Here is a 16,776-nt window from a genome sequence, read left to right on the forward strand (position 1 = left end):
CACAGCCGTCAGGGAAGGAACGTCCCGCGGACATGACTGACATCGTGATCCTCGGGGCGGGCTACGCGGGCCTGGCCGCGGCGACCAACCTGGCCGGCCGCGTCCGGCGCCGTGACGACGTACGCCTGACCCTCGTCAACGCCGGTGACCGGTTCACCGAGCGGCTCCGCCTGCACTCGACCGGCACCGGGCGGCCCACCGCCGACCTGCGCCTGTCCGGCCTGCTGGCCGGCACGAACGTCCGCCTCGAGTACGGATGGGTGACCGCGGTCGACGCGGACGCGCGGACCGTCCGCCTGGACGACGCCCGCGACCTGCCGTTCGACACCCTGATCTACGCCCTGGGCAGCACAGCCGACACCGCCTCGACGCCCGGCGCGGCCGAGCACGCCTACACGTTCGACGACTTCCACGGAGCCGAGGCCCTGGCCGCCCGCCTCGGCCGGGGCACGGTGGTGGTCTGCGGCAGCGGCCTGACCGGCGTCGAGGCCGCGACCGAGATCGCCGAGCGGCACCCGGATCTCGCCGTGCACCTGGTCGGCCGCGACGCCCCGGGCGCGTTCATGACCGCGGGCGCCCGCGACCACCTGCGCGCGGCCCTGGACCGGCTCGGTGTCCGGGTGCGGACGGCCGAGATCCGCAAGGTGCTGCCCGGGGCCATGGAGCTGACCGATTCCCGTCTCGAGGCCGACGTCGTGGTGTGGACGGCCGGCACCCGGGTGCCGCCCCTGGCCGCCGCCGCGGGTCTCACCGTCGACGGCCGCGGCCGCATCGTCACCGACCCCACCCTGCGGTCCGTCTCGCACCCGCACGTGTACGCGGTGGGCGACGCGTCCGCCGTCCGGCAGGGCTTCGGCACCCTGCACGGCACGTGCCAGAGCGGCATGCCCACCGGCGTGCACGCGGCCGCCTCCATCGCCCGTGAACTCGACGGCAAGCAGCCCCGGCCGTTCCGCTTCGGCTACTACCACCGCCCGGTCAGCCTGGGCCGGGGCGACGCCGTCGTCCAGTTCACCCGGCCCGACGACAGCCCGCGCCGCGCGTACCTGACCGGCCGGGCCGCCGTCTGGTACAAGGAGACGGTGACCGCCTCGCCGTGGCCGACGTACGCCCGGATGCTGAAGCTCCCGGCGCTGGCCTCGTGGTGGCCCCGCGGCGGCCGGTACACGCGATGACGGTCTTCGAGGAGCACCGCCGCCTGCTGTTCGCGATCGCCTACCGCATCCTCGGCTCGGCCACCGACGCCGAGGACGCGGTGCAGGACACCTGGCTGCGGTGGTCGGCGGCCGACCGCACGCGGGTCGCCGACCCCAAGGCGTACCTGGCCCGCATGGTCACCCACCAGGCGATGGACCAGTTCCGCGCGGCCCGGCGGCAGCGCGAGACCTACATCGGCCCGTGGCTGCCCGAGCCGATCCTGACCGCCGGCGAGGACGTCACCGACGACGTCTCGCTGGCCATGCTGGTCGTGCTCGAGACGCTGAGCCCGCTGGAACGGGCGGTGTTCGTGCTGAAGGAGATCTTCGACTTCCCCTACCCCGAGATCGCCGCCGCCGTCGACCGCACCGAGCCGGCCGTTCGCCAGGCCGCGCACCGGGCCCGCGAGCACGTGCGGGCCCGCCGCCCCCGGTTCCGCACCGACCACCGCCACCAGCGCGACGTCACCGAGCGCTTCCTGGCCGCGGCGTCGGGCGGCGACATCAACGGCCTGATGGCGTTGCTGGCGCCCGATGTCACGTTGTGGACCGACGGCGGCGGCAAGGTCCGGCAGGCGCGCCGGCCCGTCTCCGGCGCCGCACGGGTGGCGGCCTGGATGGCCGGGGTCAGCCAGGTCCCGTACGAGGGGGTGGCGCCGGCTGACATGAGGGTCGAGCTGGTCGACATCAACGGCCGGCCCGGCCTGCTCTTCACCGGCCCGCAGCGGGTGATCGCCACCTTGACCTTCGACTTCGACGCCGACGGCCGCATCGCCGGCATCTACAACGTCGCCAACCCCGACAAACTGCGCGCCGTCAGCCGCGACTGAGCCACGACGACCACGAGCCGACGGTGATCTCGACGAACGGCCCCGCCGGCGGCGCCTGGACATACTGCGGATAGCGCTCGACCAGAGCTTCCAGGCCTTCCGCGTACGCCGGGAGAACGCGCGCCACCCCGTCGGCGCGCACCCACCACAACCGCGACCAGTCCTGCTCGTAATGGTCGGCCAGCACGCTGACCCGCGGCTCGGCGGCGATGTTGGCCAGCCGCTTGAGCGCCCGGCTCCGCTTCGGCTTGCCGTCCACCGCGCTCACGATCACGTCGTCGGTGACCAGGGCGAACACGATCGGCACGAGGTGCGGCGCCCCGTCCGGCCCGACCGTCGCCAGCCGGGCCACGGGCACGCTCGCGAACAGCGCGGCCGGGGTCACCGGCCGGTCAGCTCGCCGATGGCCGCCTCCCACTTCGCCGGCGCCGGCTCGACGACGCTCCACGGCCGCCGCGCGATCTCGCCGGGCCGCATGCCGTCGTGCGTCGGAAAGTAGCCGGCTCCGAAGTCCATGCACCGATCCTATGAACCCATCCGCTCCGAAGCCCGTGTGAGAGAAAAGCCCGGAGGGGGAAGTCCCATGGTCATCGTCATCGCCATCGCCACCGCCCTGCTGGCAGGTTTCCTGGCCGGCTTCCTGTGCTTCAAGAAGACCAACGAGTTCTGCGGCCGCTGCGGCATCACGCGGCAGTGCCCGGTCTGCCCCGAGCAGCCGGCGCCCGCCCCGGCCGGTCAGCGGCGCAGGGTCAGGATGAGGTCGACGACCAGGGCGGTCCAGCCCGTCTGATGCCAGGCGCCCAGGCCGGCGCCGTTGTCGCCGTGGAAGTACTCGGGGAAGACAATGAGGTCCTTCCAGTCGGGGTGGTCCTGCAGGATCCGGTTGGCGCCGTAGATCGGGCGGTGGCCGTTCTCGTCCGGCAGGAACAGCGAGATCAGCCGGCGAGAGATGTCGTCGGCCACCTCGGCCAGGGGCACCTTGCGCTGCGAGCCGGTCGGGTACTCGGCCTTCATGTCGTCGCCGAAGAACTCGGCGTACTCGCGCAGTGCCTCGATGAGCAGATAGTTGACCGGCATCCAGACCGGGCCGCGCCAGTTCGAGTTGCCACCGAACAGGCCGCTGGTGCTCTCGGCGGGCTCGTAGCCGACGGTGAAGTCCGAGCCGCCGAGCGAGACCGTGAACGGTTTCTCGAGGTGGCTGCGGGACAGAGTGCGGATCCCGTACGCCGAGAGGAACTCCTCCGGGTCGAGCATGCGGGCCAGGATCCGCAGCAGCTGGTCCTGGCCCACCATCGAGAGCAGGCGCTGCTGCACACCCTGGGCGGACAGCCGGCGGGCGCTGATGATGTCGGCGTACTCGCCCTGCGACGCCTGCAGCCAGCGCAGCCGCGCGTTCAGCTCGGGCAGCCGGTCGAGGGTCGTCTTGGTGAGCCGGGTGGTGGCGGCCAGGGGCAGCAGGCCGACGACCGAACGCACCTTCAGCGGCAGCTTGTGCCCGTCGGGCAGGCGCAACTGGTCGTAGAAGAAGCAGTCCTCGTCGTCCCACAGGCCCTGCCGGTAGGCGGCCTCGGCGATGTACGCGAAGTGCTCGAAGAACTTCGTCGCCATGTCCTCGTAGGCGCGGTCGTGCAGGGCGAGCCGGATCGCCATGTCGAGCAGGTTCAGCGCGTACATCGCCATCCAGCCCGTGCCGTCGGACTGCTCGAGCACCCCGGCCACCGGCAGCGCGGCCGACCGGTCGAACGGGCCCACGTTGTCGAGACCGAGGAAGCCGCCCTCGAAGACGTTGTTGCCGCCCACGTCCTTGCGGTTGACCCACCACGTGAAGTTCAGCAGCAGCTTGTGCATGACCCGGGCCAGGAAGTCGAAGTCGCGCCCGCCGTCGATCTCGAAGACGCGCAGCGCCGCCCACGCGTGCACCGGCGGGTTGACGTCGCCGAAGGCCCACTCGTAGGCGGGGATCTGGCCGTTGGGGTGCATGTACCACTCGCGCAGCAGCAGCACGAGCTGGGCCTTGGCGAAGGCGGGGTCGACCCGGGCGATCGAGACACAGTGGAACGCCAGGTCCCACGCCGCGTACCACGGGTACTCCCACGAGTCGGGCATCGAGATGACGTCGAAGCTGTTCATGTGCCACCAGGCGTTGTTGCGCCCGTAGCGCCGGCCCGGAGGCGGGGGCGCGGAGCCGGGGTCGCCGGTGAGCCACTGCTTCACGTCGAAGTGGTAGAACTGCTTGCCCCACATCAGCCCGGCGATGCCCTGCCGGGCCACCATCGCCTCCTCGGGGGTCGCCGCCGGCGGGATCAGCTCGGCGAAGTAGTCGTCCGCCTCGGCCCGGCGCCCCCTGATCACGTACGAGAAATCGTCGTTCAGGTCGAGGCCGTCGATCGGCTCGTCGTCCTGGGCCAGGCGCAGCCGGATCGTGCGGCTCTCCCCCGGCCCGAGCGTGAGCACGTAGTGCAGCGAGCCCTTGGTGCCCTCGCCGGCCGGGTTCACCGTGGGCGCGCCCGCGACGATGTGGTCGTTGATGCCGTCCTTCGGATAGAGGCTCTTGCCGGGTTGGCCCCACAGCCGCTGCGCGTTCGTCTCGTTGTCGCAGAGCAGCGGAGCGGGTTCGCCCTCGCCCTCGAGCAGCAGATGGCCCAGGGTGCGGTGGGTGCCGGTGAGGCGGCCGGGACGACCGGTCAGGCGCGGCACGGGACGGTTGGGCAGGCCCCACGACCACGTGTTGCGGAACCACAGCGTCGGCAGCACGTGCAGGGTGGCCTCGTCGGGACCACGGTTGGCCACGGTGACGGCGATGCACATGTCCCGCGGGGAGGCCTTGGCGTAGTCGACGGTGACGGCCCAGTAGCGGTCGTCGTCGAAGACCCCGGTGTCGACCAGCTCGTACTCCGGCTCGGTGCGGGAGCGCTGCCCGTTCACGCGCACCAGTTCGTCGTACGGGAAAGGGGCCTGAGGGTAGTGGTACCGCCAGCTCATCCATGAATGGGTGGGCGTGGAGTCCTGGTACCACCAATAGTCTTTCGCGTCCTCGCCGTGGTTGCCGCCGTCGCCGCCGAGGCCGAACATGCGCTCCTTGAGGATCGGGTCCTGCCCGTTCCACAGCGCCAGCCCGAAGCAGAACGTCTGCCGTTCGTCGCAGATCCCCGCCATGCCGTCGTCGTTCCACCGGTACGCCCGGGAGCGCGCATGGTCGTGCGGGAAGTAGTCCCAGGCAGTGCCGTGCTCGCTGTAGTCCTCGCGAACCGTGCCCCAGGCCCGCTCGGCCAGGTAGGGCCCCCAGGCCCGCCACGGCTGCTCGCCCGAGTCGGCCTGCGCCAGCCGTAAGCGTTCCGCCACGCCTGCCTCACCCTCGCCCACCGATGGCCACCACCAGCTTGATTGTGCACGAGAACGCGAGGTGAGCCGATGGCTACAGAGCGACTACCGCGGACCGGCGAAGTCGGGCGCCGGCAGCGACAGCCGGAACTGGGTGCCGCCGCCGGATGCCGGCCGGGCTGTCAGCGTGCCGCCGTGGGCGTCGACGATCGCCTTGGTGACGGCCAGGCCCAGGCCCGTGCCCTTGATACCGGCCTTCTGCGCGTTGCTGGCCCGGAAGAAGCGGCTGAACAGGTGCGGGTACTGCTCGACGGGGACGCCGATGCCGGTGTCGCTGATCGTGATGACCACAGCGTTGCCGTCGTGCTCGGCCGTCACCGACACCGTGCCGCCCTCGGGCGTGTACTTGACCGCGTTCGACACCAGGTTGTCCAGGGCCTGGCGCAGGCGCTGGGCGTCGGCCAGCACCTCCAGCTCAGGCTTGATCGACACGTTGAGGGTCTGGCTCTTGGCGGCCGCGCTGAGGTGATGGCTGTAGAGCACGTCGCGCAGCACGGCGTCGGCCGCCATCGGGCACGGGTCGATGCTGATGTGGCCGGCGTCCAGGCGGGCCAGGTCGAGCAGGTCGTCGACCAGCCCCTGCAGGTGCCGGGTGGTGCGGTCGACGACGGTGGCGTGCTTGCGCTCGGCGCCGGCCAGTGCCGGGCTCTCCAGCAGCACCTCGGTGTACGCCTTGATGACGCCCACCGGGTTGCGCAGCTCGTGGATGACCAGGGCCGACAGCTCGTCCTTCATCCGGTCGAGCTCACGTAGCCGCTCGACCTGCTCGCGCTCCCGGTCGAGCAGGCGCTCACGCTGGTCGGAGAGCTCGTGCCGCTCGGTGACGTCGGTCGAGAGGCCGTCGAAGAGAACGCGGTCGCCCTCGAAGCGTGCGGCGGCGCGGGTCCAGATCCAGCGGGTCACGCCGTCCAGCCCGACGACACGGCACTCCATCTCGGCGTGCTCGCCGGCGAGCAGCGTCCGGTTGAATCCGGCCAGGATCCCGATGTCGTCCGGGTGGACCTGGTCGGCGAGCGTGGTGGGCTCCGACACCGAGACCGGGCCGCCGAAGACCGCCGCGCCGTTGGGGCTGGCGTAGATCAGGCGCGGCTCCTGCTCCGCGGCCGCCTCGACCGTCCAGACGTAGTCGTTCATCTGCGCGACGATCCGGTCGAAGTTGCGGCGGGCGGCGGCCAGCGCGATCGACATGTCCTCGGCCCACCGGCGCTCGACGAAGCGGCCCAGGTGCGCCGCGGCCGCGTCCAGCATCTGCACGGTGTCGGAGTCGAACGGCAGGTCCTGGTCGGTGTAGAACGCCAGCACCCCGAGGGTGCGGCGGCCGGAGCGCACGGGCACGCCGACCGCGACCCGGATGCCGACCTCGTGCAGCGTGGCCCGGCCCTCGTCGACCATGTCGGTCGGCATCTCACCGGTGTCCCACCACACCTCGCGGTTGCGCGCCCAGACGAGTCCGGGCAGTCCTTCCCCGAGTACGAAGGTGAGCGGGGTGTCGCCCGTGAAGGCCGACAGGTCACGGTCGCCGGTGGTGTGCGAGCTGTGCCGCACAATGCTCTTGCGGTCGTCGGTGACCTGCCAGTACTCGCCGCACGACCAGCCCAGCGAGTCGGTGATGGCGGCGACGGCCTCGATCCCGGCGTCCATGGCGTTGGTGGCGTCGGAGAGCACCTGCGCGACCGCGTGCCGGGCCCGGCGCAGTTCCTCGGCCCGGTGGACCTCGGTGATGTCGTGGAAGGCCACCACCGCGCCCAGCCGCCGGTTGTCGCCGGTCTCGATCGGCCGCCCGTTGGTGACGAACCGCCGCCACGAGCCGGGCGTCTTGACCACCATGTGGTGGCCCTCGACGATCTCGCCGGCGCGGGCCCGGGTCAAAGGCATGTCGGCGATGGGCGTACGGCCGTCGGGCTCGTGCAGCTCGAAGGCCGAGAGCCACTCCGCGGCCGTCGTGCCGGGCGTGACCGGTTGGCCGGTCACCCCGCGCGCGGCCCGGTTGAGCAGGGTCATCCGGCCCTCGGTGTCGCAGGCCGCGATGCCGACGTCGACGCTGTCGAGCACCGCCTCGAGGAAGGCGTGCTCCTCGTCGAGCTTCTTGCGGTGCTGCTCCATCTCCGAGGTGGCGACGATGCGGCCGGTGATGTCGTGCAGGAACGCGTGGCAGACCGGGCCCCCGGGCTCGGCCACGACCCGCAGGGTCATCTCGGCCGGGAACTCGCGGCCGGTGCTGGTGAGCGCGGCGACGCGCAGGTGCTGGCCGGAGAGCTGGGAGTCGCCGGTGACCCGGACCCGCTTCATGCCGGCCAGGTGGTCGGCGCGGAACCGCTCCGGAATGATCAGGTCGGCGATGTTGCGGCCGACGGCCTCGTCGGCGCGGTAGCCGAACATCCGCTCGGCGGCCGTGTTCCAGTCGAGCACGTCGCCGCCGAGATCGGTCGAGACGTACGCGTCGTGGGTGGCGCTCAGCACCGCGCTCAGCCGGGCTGACGAGATCGCCTGCTCGGCCCGGGCCATCCGCAGCGCGACCTCCGACTCGGCCGACTCCGCCAGGTCGTGCAGCAGGGCGATGTCCTCGAGGCTCCACTGCCGCGGCACCGAGTCGACGACGCAGAACGAACCCAGCACGTGGCCGTCGGGCGAGCGCAGCGGCATGCCGGCGTAGGCGATGGCGTCGTAATCGGCGATCGCCGGGCTGTCGTGCAGCCGGGCGTCGAGCCGGGCGTCCCCGACGATCAGGGGGCTCTGGTCGTCGACGACGTGCTTGCAGTACGAGTGCGACAGCGGGGCCTCGCGGGTCTCGGCGAGCTCACCGGAGAGGCCGTACGCGCTCGCGAAGCGCTGCCGGTCCTCGTCGACCAGCGACACGAGCGCGGTGGGCGCGGCCAGCATGCGCGCGGCCAGCTTCGTCAGGCGGTCGAGAGCGTGGACGCCCTCGGCCTCGAGCAGACCGGTGGCCCGCAGCGCGCGGAGGCGGCCTGCCGTCTGCCGCGGCGTACCCGAGGTAGTCAGCACGGAGCCTGGTATCGGTCCGGTCCGGCCCGACCTGAGACAAGCCGCCGGACGAAGATGTGCGACCGAAAGGATGAGCGGGGAAACTTGCCGGAAGAATTGTGGAACGAATGGCGGGAATTCGTTCCACTTCCCATCGAAGCTTTCTCTGTGAATCAGCTGTGAATAAAAAGCGAGGGCCGCACCCGTCGCCGGGGTGCGGCCCTCGCTTTATTTACCGGAAATCAGTTCACCGGCGGCCGTGACCCCAGGGGCCGTGACCCTTCGGGCCGCCGTGGCCGTGGCCGCGGACGTCCCACTGCGCCTCGAGGGCGACCCAGCCACGCTTGAAGCCACGCTGCACCCGGTCGCAGTCGAAGTCGTCCCACTTGTTGCGGAACTCACCGATCTTGCCGGCCCGGTTGCAGGCCCGCATCGTGCGGTAGTAACCGACGACGCGGTCCTTGCTCTTGAACTTGTGGTCCTGGACCTGAACGGCGGAGCCCTTCGCGGCCGGGGCGGCGGGAGCCGCCGAGGCCGGGCCGGCGCCCATCGCGAGGCCGGCGGCAACCGCCAGGCCGGTCATGGCGAACACGCGCGAGACCTTGTTCATGACAACGCCTTTCTCTCTACAACCCAAGCTTTCGCTTGATGCAGGAGATATTAGGGACGCCGCCGCAATTACCGGCCAGGGAAACGCAACCACCAAAGAGTGAATACGGATGATCAAGAAAAGGTGTCGAGTTCGAATCTTTGCAACAGGCCGGGCGCGAAAATGCCGGCCAGGGCGATCAACGAGATCGTGACGAACGCCGTACGCAGGACGACGGTCTCGACCTTGCCGCCGACCCGGATGGCCATGCTGTTGGGCACGCCGACCATCCGCCACAGGCGGCGACCGGTCGGCACCGGCCAGAGAATGGGCACCCCGGCCGACGTGATCATGTCGCCGAGCAGGTGCACCACGCAGCCCACGGCCACCGCGAACCCCAGCATCGGGTAACCCCGGTCGCCGGGCAGGTTGGCCGCGGTGAACCAGGCGATCACCGCCGAGCAGAGGGTCACGATGACCCAGCCGGCCCGCTCGGCCCACTTGTCGAACAGGCCGCGCAGCGCCAGACCGGCCATGAAGAAGACGATGCCGACCACCGCCCACTTGCCGTAGTGGCCGCTCAACCACGTCGTGCCCCAGCCCACGAGCGCGGCGAAGGGCAGGGTGTGGGTGAACGTGCGGTGGCCGTTGGTCCGTCGCGGGTCCTTGCTGAGCCTGGTCGCCGTGTAGACGCCCAGCGACACCTTCTCGATCACCTCGGCCGCGAACAGCGAGAACACCCCGAACGTACGGGCCACCGTCGCGCCACCCTGGTTACGGGTGACCTTGCCCGACAGGTCCAGGTCGGGGAGCAGCGCGCCGCCCGCGCACACCAGGGTGCCGACGGCCACGGCGAGCGGCGACTGCTCGTACCCGGCGAAGTGGTCCAGGGCCCAGGTGCCGGCCAGCCAGGCGGTTGCCCCCGAGAGAGCATGCGATGGACCCATCATGTGTGTGTTGCCCCTCCCCGAACTTATGTTCGAGGAGGGTTTCAGTTCACGGCGGGTTGATCAACAACCTCGATGTCCACTGTGGAACCGGTGCGGGCCGCCGTAGCCCGGCTGGTTCCAGGGCGCCACGCCGTGACCGAGGCTGTACTCCATCTGCCAGCGGCGGTGGCGGGCGTGCTTGAAGAAGCCGATGACCAGGAAGGTGAGCGGGATGGCGGGCCAGAAGAACTGAGCGCCCGAGATGATCCACAGGCCGGTCAGGATCATGGCGATCGAGACGATGATCCAGCCGTGCCGGCGGAGGCTCCGGCGTGTCGCGATCCTGGCCTCCGGGGTGTTGGCCAGGGCGGTCCAGCCACCGTTGGGCAGGTCGGCGGTGAGCGGGCCGAGCTCGTCGCGGAACTTCGCGGAGTACGCCCGGGCCAGGCGCTCCTCGCCCTCGGTGAGGTCGAGCCGGCCCTCGGTCATCGCCGCCCGCAGGATCTCGGCGACCTGCTCCCGCTCCTTGTCCGACGTGCGGACGCGTTTGGTGCCGGTGCTCTCGTTGGGTTGCATGGGGTCCTCCTCGGTCGGCGTCGTGTTCCCAGAGTCGGCCTTTTCGGGGCGCGGGGCGTCGGCCCGGCGGAGCATCTTCCGGGCGGCCTTCGGGAGGGGAACGGCCCCCGGGCGTACGACCGGGGGCGCACGACCCCGGCCCGGCGTACGACCCTGGTGGTAGCCGAATCCAAACCCTGCTCCGATGCCCCGGCCCCGCCTGTGCCGTAACTTCGGCAGTGCACATCGCTTGGCTTCGCTTCCTGCGGGGCGACGCACTGCACCTCGCTTCACGCGGGGCGATGCGGTCGGGCGGGGCGTTGCGACTACGGAAGGAGCGGGGGCGTGGGCAGGGGCATGAGGCACATGCACGGGCCGCCGATGCCGCCGTGGGCGCGCGAGCACCGCACCGGGCGGTTCCACGGGTCGCCGCCGATCCCCGGGCAGTTCCGGCGGCCCGGCGCCGGCGCGGCCATCGGGGCTGGGCTGTTCCAGGCCCTGGGAGCCAAGCAGCAGGCCGGCGAGGGGCACATCCTCGTCGCCATGCGCCCGGCGCTCTACCTCCTGCTCCTGGTCGGGCCGTTCGCCCTGCTCTTCCGGCGGCGCTACCCGGTCGCGGCGTTCGTGATCGCGACCGCGGCCTCGCTCGGCTTCGCCACGGTCGCCGAGCCCCACTGGTTCTGGACGGTCGCGCCCATCGTGGCGCTGTTCCAGCTCGGCTGCCGCGGGCGGCGCACCACCGCGTTCATCGGCGCCGGGGTCGCCTACGCCACCTATCTGCTGGTCTTCCGGGTCTTCGCCGGCCCCCTCGGCCTGCCCGAGGGCGTGCGGCCCGGGCTGCGCGAGGCGCTGCTGCTCGGCATCGCGCTGGTCGCGGCGATCTTCCTGGGCGGCATCGCCAAGATCAAGGGCGAGCAGATGGCGCAGATGGTCAAGGTGCGGGCCGAACGCGAACGGGCCGAGGAAGAACAGCAGCGCCGCCAGGCCTCGGAGGAGCGGCTGCGCATCGCCCGCGAGCTGCACGACGTGATCGGCCACCACCTGTCGCTGATCAACGTACAGGCCGGCGTCGGCCTGCACCTCATGGACAACCGCCCCGAGCAGGCCCGCGAGGCGCTGTCGGCGATCAAGACGGCCAGCTCGGAGGCGCTGCGCGAGGTGCGCTCGGTGCTGGGCGCCCTGCGCACCGAGGACGAAGCAGCCCCCCGCCAGCCCGCCCTGGGCCTGAGCCGCCTGCACGACCTGACCGCCGACGCCGGCCTTCCGGTCGAGACCAAGGTGACCGGCGAGGTGCGCCCGCTGCCACCCGAGGTCGACCGCGCGGCCTACCGCATCGTCCAAGAGGCCCTGACCAACATCCGCCGCCACGCCGGCCAGGGCGCCACCGCAAGGGTTTCGGTCGACTACCTGCCGACCGCCTTGCACCTGGCCATCCGCAACGACACAGCCAACGCCCCGGCCCCGGCCGAGGGCGGCCCCCCGGGCACCGGAATCGCCGGCATGCGCGCCCGGGCCAACAGCCTGGGCGGCACCCTCGAGGCCGGCCCCGTGAAGGACGGCTTCCTGGTCTCCGTCCTCCTCCCCACCGCCGACGACACCCCCGGCGCGAGCACGAACGACGCGAGCACGAACGACGCGAGCACGAACGACGCGAGCACGAACGACGCGAGCACGAACGACGCGAGCACGAACGGCGCGAGCACAAGGGGCGCGGGCGATGCCGGCAAATCCAGCACGGGGACAGCCGGCGCCGGCGCGGGCACAGCGGGCGCCGGCGCGGCGGGCGCACGTGACGGTGCCGTGGGCGACGGTGTGACACGCGGCGGCGGATTCGGTGAGAGCGTTGCCGGGCGGATGGCGGGCGAAGGAGCGGTGGAGTGATCTCGGTGGTGCTGGCGGACGACCAGCTTCTGGTGCGGGCCGGGTTCCGGGCGTTGCTCAACGCCGAGCCCGACATCGAGGTCGTGGGCGAGGCCGGCGACGGTCTCGAGGCGGTCGTGCAGGCTCAGCGGACGAGGCCCGACGTGGTGCTCATGGACATTCGCATGCCCGGTGTCGACGGGCTCGAGGCGACCCGGCGCATCGCGGCCGACCCGGCGCTGTCCGGCACCCGGGTGGTGATCCTGACGACCTTCGAGCTCGACGAGTACGTCTTCGAGGCGCTGCGCTTGGGCGCGTCCGGCTTCCTCGTCAAGGACACCGAGCCCGTCGAGCTGATCCGCGGCGTGCGCGCCGTCGCGGCGGGCGACGGGCTGCTGTCTCCCGGCGTCACGCGCCGGGTGATCGGCGAGTTCGCGGGGGGCGCCCACGGCCGCTCGCCGGCCACTCCACCGGCCACTCTCGACCAGCTGACCGACCGCGAGCGCGAGGTGCTGGTGCTGGTGGCCGAGGGGCTCTCCAACGACGAGATCGCGGCCCGCCTGGTCATCAGCCCGGCCACCGCGAAGACCCACGTCAGCCGCACGATGATCAAGCTGGGCGCCCGCGACCGGGCCCAGCTGGTCGTCTACGCGTACGAGGCCGGTCTGATCCGCCCCGGCTGGCTGGCCTGACCGCCGCCGCGCCGGGTACGCGGCCGAGGAGCCTCGCGAGCTGGCCTGATGCCCGTTTTCGACGATTCCTGCCTCTTTACGCGTTGACAACGCTGTAAAACGAGCCGGATTCTCGGGAGATCCCCCATCCCCCGGGAGTCCCCATGAAAAAGCGACACCTCGCCCTCGCCTCCGCGCTGCTCCTAGCCGCAACGCTGGGCCTCGCCTCCCCCGCCGCCGCCGGGCAGACCTCGATGCGGGCGGCCGACCCCAGCGTGCTGCGCGTCGGCGGCACGTACATCTCGGTGCAGTCGACCGGCGGCGGCATCGCCGTCCGGCAGTCCTCGTCGACCGACGGGCTGGCCTCGGCCGCCGCCCGCCAGGTGTGGAGCGACACCCGCAACCTCGGTGAGGTGTGGGCGCCCGAGATCGCCACCGACAACGGCCGCTTCTACATCTACTTCTCGGCCGGGCGCGGCGCCGCGCACCGGATGTACGTGATCAGCTCGGCGTCCGCCGACAGCGGCTACACGGCCGAGACGCGGATGGCCCTGCCCGACGACCGGTGGGCCATCGACGGCGCCATGTTCGTCTTCAACGGGCAGCGCTGGTTCGTCTGGTCGGGCTGGGCCGGCGCCACGAACGTGGAGCAGAACCTCTACATCGCCCGGATGAGCAGCCCGACTGCCACCACCGGCGCGCGGTTCGTCATCTCGCAGCCGCGGGAGAGCTGGGAGCGCGTCGTCGGCAACCCGTTCATCAACGAGGGTCCCGAGCCGATCCGCGACCCCAACGGCCAGCTGCACATCGTCTACTCGGCCAACGGCAGCTGGAGCGACCAGTACTGCCTGGCCGATCTGCGGCTGCGGGCGGGCGGCGATCCCACGTACGTCTGGGACTGGTACAAGTCGAACGGCTGCCAGTTCGGCTCGAACCGGGCCACCATGATGGCCGGCTGGGATCCCACGCTCCACGCCAACGGGCCCGGCCACCACACGTTCGTGTTGCTCAACGGCGACATCGCCACCAGCCCGCCGGCCGGCCCGCGCTTCCCGATGATGTACCACGCGGTTCCCAAGGGCACGCCGTACGCCTGGGAGAACCGCTACTGGTACACCGGGACCTTCGTTTGGTGGGGCAACAGCACCTACACCCGAGCGAACGTCCCCGGCGCGACATCGACCACGGGCTTCGGCCTGAGGTTCTTCGAGTAGAAAAGCAATCACCGGTTCGGTTGATGCGCCGCCGGTTCCGGCGGCGCATCATGGTTCGTTCCTGGATCAAGAAAGTGTGCCCATGTTCAAGACCGCCGACGCCGAAGCCCGCCTCGCCACCGCGAACGAGATCGCCGCGCTGTTGCGCGCGCAATACGTCGCCAGCGGGGACCGCGCGTATCTGCATGCCGCCTCCATCGCCCTGAGCAAGGCGCGATCGGCGGGCTCCCCGCAACCCGACGAGCTGACGGCGGTCTTCGCCTCCTGAGAGTGTTCCCGGTGCTCACCCGCCCCGGCGGGCACCGGGAAACGTTCAGCAGAGGACGTCGTCGACGAGCCGGAGGATGCGGTTGTCCACGGCGGCCGACGGGGCCTGGTCGGCGAGCCCGGTGGTGCGATAGAGCACCACGGCCCGGTCGCCGGCGCCCGTGACACCGTTGAAGGTGCTGGTGCCGACGACGTCACCGGGGTGTCCCCAGAAGCCGCCGCAATCGTTCGGTACTCCGAAGATGCCCAGTCCGTACCGGATGCCGGGCACGATGTCCTGCATGCCGTCGGCGAGCACCGTCCGGTGCATCTGGGCGACCTGCGCCGGCCGCAGCAGCTCGCCGCGCTGCACCGCGCGCCAGAAGCGGGTCAGGTCGGCCGTCGTGCTGACCATGCCGCCCGCGGCGCCGGCCGCAGTCGGATTGAACTCGGTGACGTCGATCAGCGGGGCGCCCGGGCCGAACTGCTGGTACGACCGGGCATGCGGCCGGGGCAGGGTGGTTCTGTCCTGCGGGTACGACGTGTCGTGCAGACCCAGCGGGCGCAGGATCCGCGACCGCACCTCGGTCGCCCACGACCTGCCGGTGACCCGTTCGATGATCATGCCGGCCAGGATGTAGTTGGTGTTCGAGTACTCCCACCGCGCTCCGGGCCGGAAGCTCGGCTCGTGCTTCATCGCGAGGGCGACCAGGTCCGCCGGATCGTAATGGTCGAACCGGTGCGCCAGATAGTCCTCGGCCGAGCCCAGCGCGGCCAGATCCTCGGTGTAGTTGTGCAGCCCGCTGGTGTGCTGAAGCAGCTGCCGCACGGTGATCCGGCGCCCGTCGTTGCCGTTGCCCGACACCACGCCGGGCAGCCGGCGTTCGACCGTGTCGTCCAGCGACAGCCTGCCCTCACCGACCAGTTGAAGCGCCACGACCGAGACGAACGTCTTGGTGTTGCTGCCGATCCGGAACCGGCCCTCGAGCGGCATCGGCCGGCCGCTGTGCCGGTCGGCCACCCCGCTGCCCGCCACGACGTTGTGGCGACCGGACGAGATCTCCCCCTGGGCGCCGACCATGCCCAGATCGCGCAGGTCGTCGAGGGCGGTCTGCAGTTCGGCACGAGGCGAGGCAGCCGCCGCGGCCGGAACGGCGCCGGTCGCCGAGACGGCCAGCACGGCCGCGGTGACCACCGCGCCCGCCCGGATCGCCGTACGCCGGTGTCGAGAATTCGTTTCCACGGGTCCCCCTGCTTCCACATCGGAACGAGACCTCAACGTACGAATTTCACGGCTCCGGCGGCCATCGGGCTGGCCCCCGTCTTTTTGGGGGTGCTAACACCCTGGCTACCCGCCGCCACCGCGGAGAGACACCGCGTCACCAGGGCGAATCTGTGAGTTCTCTTTGATCCGCGCGCGGGGCCCGGTCCGTATCAAGGCCCAGCAGGGGGTCCGCCGAGCAGTTGGAGGAAGTTGACGTGTCCGCCGTCGATCGCTTGTTCCGCCGGAGCCACCTGTTGCCGAGCTTGATGGTCGCCGCGACCGCCGTGCTCCTGCTCCAACCGAGCGCCGCGCACGCGGAACCCGGAGTGCCCGAGCCGCCCAACGGGCTGATCTCCGACACCGGCGACGGCGACGTCGCCGCGGCCGACAAGGACTTCGCGGTCAAGGTGCGGCTGGCCGGCCTGTGGGAGATCCCGGCCGGCGAGATGGCCCAGGAGCGGTCGAACAACCCGAAGATCAAGAAGATCGGGCGCGACATCGCCGACCAGCACGTCGTGCTCGACAAGATGGTCCGCGACGCGGCCCGCAAGCTGACCATCAAGCTCCCCGACAAGCCCAACGAGGACCAGCAGGGCTGGCTGTCCGAGATGCGCGACGCCGAGGGCGAGGACTTCGACCAGATCTACATCGACCGGCTGCGGGCGGCCCACGGCAAGATCTTTCCGGCCATCGCGACGATCCGGACGAGCACCCGCAACGACACGATCCGCAAGCTGGCCCAGCGGGCCAACCAGTTCGTCATGACCCACCTGACCCTGCTCGAGAGCAGCACCCTGGTCGACTTCGAGTCGCTGCCCACCGCGCCGCCGCCGGCCGTCACCCCGGTCAGCAACAGCGGCGGCGGGGGCCCGGCGCTGGCCTCGTCCGGGTCGAGCGCGCCGGCCTCGTCGCCGGTCAACCTGCCGCTGATCGGCGGCCTGCTGGTGGTGATCGTCGGCCTGGCCTTCTTCGTCGGCCGCAGCGTCCTGGCCGACCCTCGCCGCCGTCGCCGCCGCTACCGATCCCGGTACTGATCCGGGTCTTGAAGGCTGTCTGCGA

General features: G+C 71.2%; 16 protein-coding genes. 8 read left to right on the forward strand and 8 right to left on the reverse strand.

All coding sequences use genetic code 11. The annotated features are described in order from the left end of the window. The first annotated feature begins 32 nt into the window (after positions 1-32). Positions 33-1,175, forward strand: coding sequence for an NAD(P)/FAD-dependent oxidoreductase (locus tag LXN57_RS35470; RefSeq protein WP_251802599.1), 1,143 nt, complete (start codon positions 33-35; stop codon positions 1,173-1,175). Next, the gene (locus LXN57_RS35475) at positions 1,172-2,026 is read left to right on the forward strand and encodes an RNA polymerase sigma-70 factor (protein ID WP_251802600.1); all 855 of its coding nucleotides are present in this window, start codon (positions 1,172-1,174) and stop codon (positions 2,024-2,026) included. Before LXN57_RS35470 ends, LXN57_RS35475 begins: the two co-directional genes overlap by 4 nt. Here LXN57_RS35475 and LXN57_RS35480 read toward each other — a convergent pair. After that, the gene (locus LXN57_RS35480; RefSeq protein WP_251802601.1) at positions 2,013-2,411 is read right to left on the reverse strand and encodes a TIGR03668 family PPOX class F420-dependent oxidoreductase; all 399 of its coding nucleotides are present in this window, start codon (positions 2,409-2,411) and stop codon (positions 2,013-2,015) included. The genes LXN57_RS35475 and LXN57_RS35480 overlap by 14 nt on opposite strands. Further along, a complete protein-coding gene (locus LXN57_RS48060) occupies positions 2,408-2,542 on the reverse strand; it encodes a hypothetical protein (protein WP_285904709.1) in 135 nt (44 codons plus the stop codon). Before LXN57_RS48060 ends, LXN57_RS35480 begins: the two co-directional genes overlap by 4 nt. Before the next feature lie 67 nt (positions 2,543-2,609). Here LXN57_RS48060 and LXN57_RS35485 point away from each other — a divergent pair, with 67 nt between their 5' ends. Then, positions 2,610-2,816 (forward strand): hypothetical protein, encoded by a 207-nt coding sequence (locus LXN57_RS35485; protein WP_251802602.1) that lies wholly within the window; start codon positions 2,610-2,612, stop codon positions 2,814-2,816. Here LXN57_RS35485 and LXN57_RS35490 read toward each other — a convergent pair. The 5 genes from LXN57_RS35490 to LXN57_RS35510 all read right to left on the reverse strand — a co-directional run bounded on the left by LXN57_RS35490 (position 2,762) and on the right by LXN57_RS35510 (position 10,483). Beyond that, positions 2,762-5,368: an MGH1-like glycoside hydrolase domain-containing protein gene (locus LXN57_RS35490; protein ID WP_251802603.1), complete on the reverse strand. Its 2,607-nt coding sequence runs from the start codon at positions 5,366-5,368 to the stop codon at positions 2,762-2,764. The genes LXN57_RS35485 and LXN57_RS35490 overlap by 55 nt on opposite strands. Before the next feature lie 84 nt (positions 5,369-5,452). Further along, the gene (locus LXN57_RS35495) at positions 5,453-8,410 is read right to left on the reverse strand and encodes a sensor histidine kinase (protein WP_251802604.1); all 2,958 of its coding nucleotides are present in this window, start codon (positions 8,408-8,410) and stop codon (positions 5,453-5,455) included. Positions 8,411-8,636: 226 nt separating this feature from the next. Then, on the reverse strand, positions 8,637-8,999 hold the full coding sequence (locus LXN57_RS35500; RefSeq protein ID WP_251802605.1) for a hypothetical protein: 363 nt from the start codon (positions 8,997-8,999) through the stop codon (positions 8,637-8,639). Between the two features lie 113 nt (positions 9,000-9,112). After that, entirely contained in the window at positions 9,113-9,928 is an 816-nt protein-coding gene (locus tag LXN57_RS35505; RefSeq protein WP_251802606.1) for a metal-dependent hydrolase, read from the reverse strand. 60 nt (positions 9,929-9,988) lie between these two features. Next, complete coding sequence (locus LXN57_RS35510) at positions 9,989-10,483, reverse strand: DUF1707 SHOCT-like domain-containing protein (protein ID WP_251802607.1); 495 nt, start codon at positions 10,481-10,483, stop codon at positions 9,989-9,991. 324 nt (positions 10,484-10,807) lie between these two features. On the opposite strand from LXN57_RS35510, the gene LXN57_RS48065 reads away from it, so the two are divergent. The 4 genes from LXN57_RS48065 to LXN57_RS35530 all read left to right on the forward strand — a co-directional run bounded on the left by LXN57_RS48065 (position 10,808) and on the right by LXN57_RS35530 (position 14,475). Then, positions 10,808-12,343, forward strand: a complete 1,536-nt coding sequence (locus tag LXN57_RS48065) for a sensor histidine kinase (protein ID WP_285904710.1) — start codon at positions 10,808-10,810, stop codon at positions 12,341-12,343. Continuing rightward, positions 12,340-13,014 carry a response regulator gene (locus LXN57_RS35520; RefSeq protein ID WP_251802608.1) on the forward strand — a complete coding sequence of 225 codons (675 nt, stop codon included), beginning with the start codon at positions 12,340-12,342 and terminating at the stop codon, positions 13,012-13,014. Before LXN57_RS48065 ends, LXN57_RS35520 begins: the two co-directional genes overlap by 4 nt. Before the next feature lie 143 nt (positions 13,015-13,157). Next, positions 13,158-14,207 carry a glycoside hydrolase family 43 protein gene (locus LXN57_RS35525; RefSeq protein WP_251802609.1) on the forward strand — a complete coding sequence of 350 codons (1,050 nt, stop codon included), beginning with the start codon at positions 13,158-13,160 and terminating at the stop codon, positions 14,205-14,207. 82 nt (positions 14,208-14,289) lie between these two features. Next, positions 14,290-14,475 carry a hypothetical protein gene (locus LXN57_RS35530; protein WP_221381458.1) on the forward strand — a complete coding sequence of 62 codons (186 nt, stop codon included), beginning with the start codon at positions 14,290-14,292 and terminating at the stop codon, positions 14,473-14,475. A gap of 45 nt (positions 14,476-14,520) precedes the next feature. Here LXN57_RS35530 and LXN57_RS35535 read toward each other — a convergent pair whose 3' ends face one another. After that, positions 14,521-15,696 (reverse strand): serine hydrolase domain-containing protein, encoded by a 1,176-nt coding sequence (locus LXN57_RS35535; protein ID WP_251802610.1) that lies wholly within the window; start codon positions 15,694-15,696, stop codon positions 14,521-14,523. 236 nt (positions 15,697-15,932) lie between these two features. Here LXN57_RS35535 and LXN57_RS35540 point away from each other — a divergent pair, with 236 nt between their 5' ends. Beyond that, complete coding sequence (locus tag LXN57_RS35540) at positions 15,933-16,751, forward strand: DUF4142 domain-containing protein (RefSeq protein ID WP_308206674.1); 819 nt, start codon at positions 15,933-15,935, stop codon at positions 16,749-16,751. The last annotated feature ends 25 nt before the right edge of the window (positions 16,752-16,776 follow it).

Source organism: Paractinoplanes hotanensis (assembly GCF_023717965.1).
Classification (GTDB): Bacteria; Actinomycetota; Actinomycetes; order Mycobacteriales; family Micromonosporaceae; genus Actinoplanes; species Actinoplanes polyasparticus.

Excerpts from the sequence above, each read along its gene's own strand:
- LXN57_RS35470 (WP_251802599.1), top strand. The coding sequence starts at position 33 with ATGACTGACATCGTGATCCTCGGGGCGGGCTACGCGGGCCTGGCCGCG.
- LXN57_RS35485 (WP_251802602.1), top strand. The coding sequence starts at position 2,610 with ATGGTCATCGTCATCGCCATCGCCACCGCCCTGCTGGCAGGTTTCCTG.
- LXN57_RS35530 (WP_221381458.1), top strand. The coding sequence starts at position 14,290 with ATGTTCAAGACCGCCGACGCCGAAGCCCGCCTCGCCACCGCGAACGAG.
- LXN57_RS35525 (WP_251802609.1), top strand. The coding sequence starts at position 13,158 with ATGAAAAAGCGACACCTCGCCCTCGCCTCCGCGCTGCTCCTAGCCGCA.
- LXN57_RS48060 (WP_285904709.1), bottom strand. The coding sequence starts at position 2,542 with ATGGACTTCGGAGCCGGCTACTTTCCGACGCACGACGGCATGCGGCCC.
- LXN57_RS35475 (WP_251802600.1), top strand. The coding sequence starts at position 1,172 with ATGACGGTCTTCGAGGAGCACCGCCGCCTGCTGTTCGCGATCGCCTAC.
- LXN57_RS35500 (WP_251802605.1), bottom strand. The coding sequence starts at position 8,999 with ATGAACAAGGTCTCGCGCGTGTTCGCCATGACCGGCCTGGCGGTTGCC.
- LXN57_RS35510 (WP_251802607.1), bottom strand. The coding sequence starts at position 10,483 with ATGCAACCCAACGAGAGCACCGGCACCAAACGCGTCCGCACGTCGGAC.
- LXN57_RS35505 (WP_251802606.1), bottom strand. The coding sequence starts at position 9,928 with ATGATGGGTCCATCGCATGCTCTCTCGGGGGCAACCGCCTGGCTGGCC.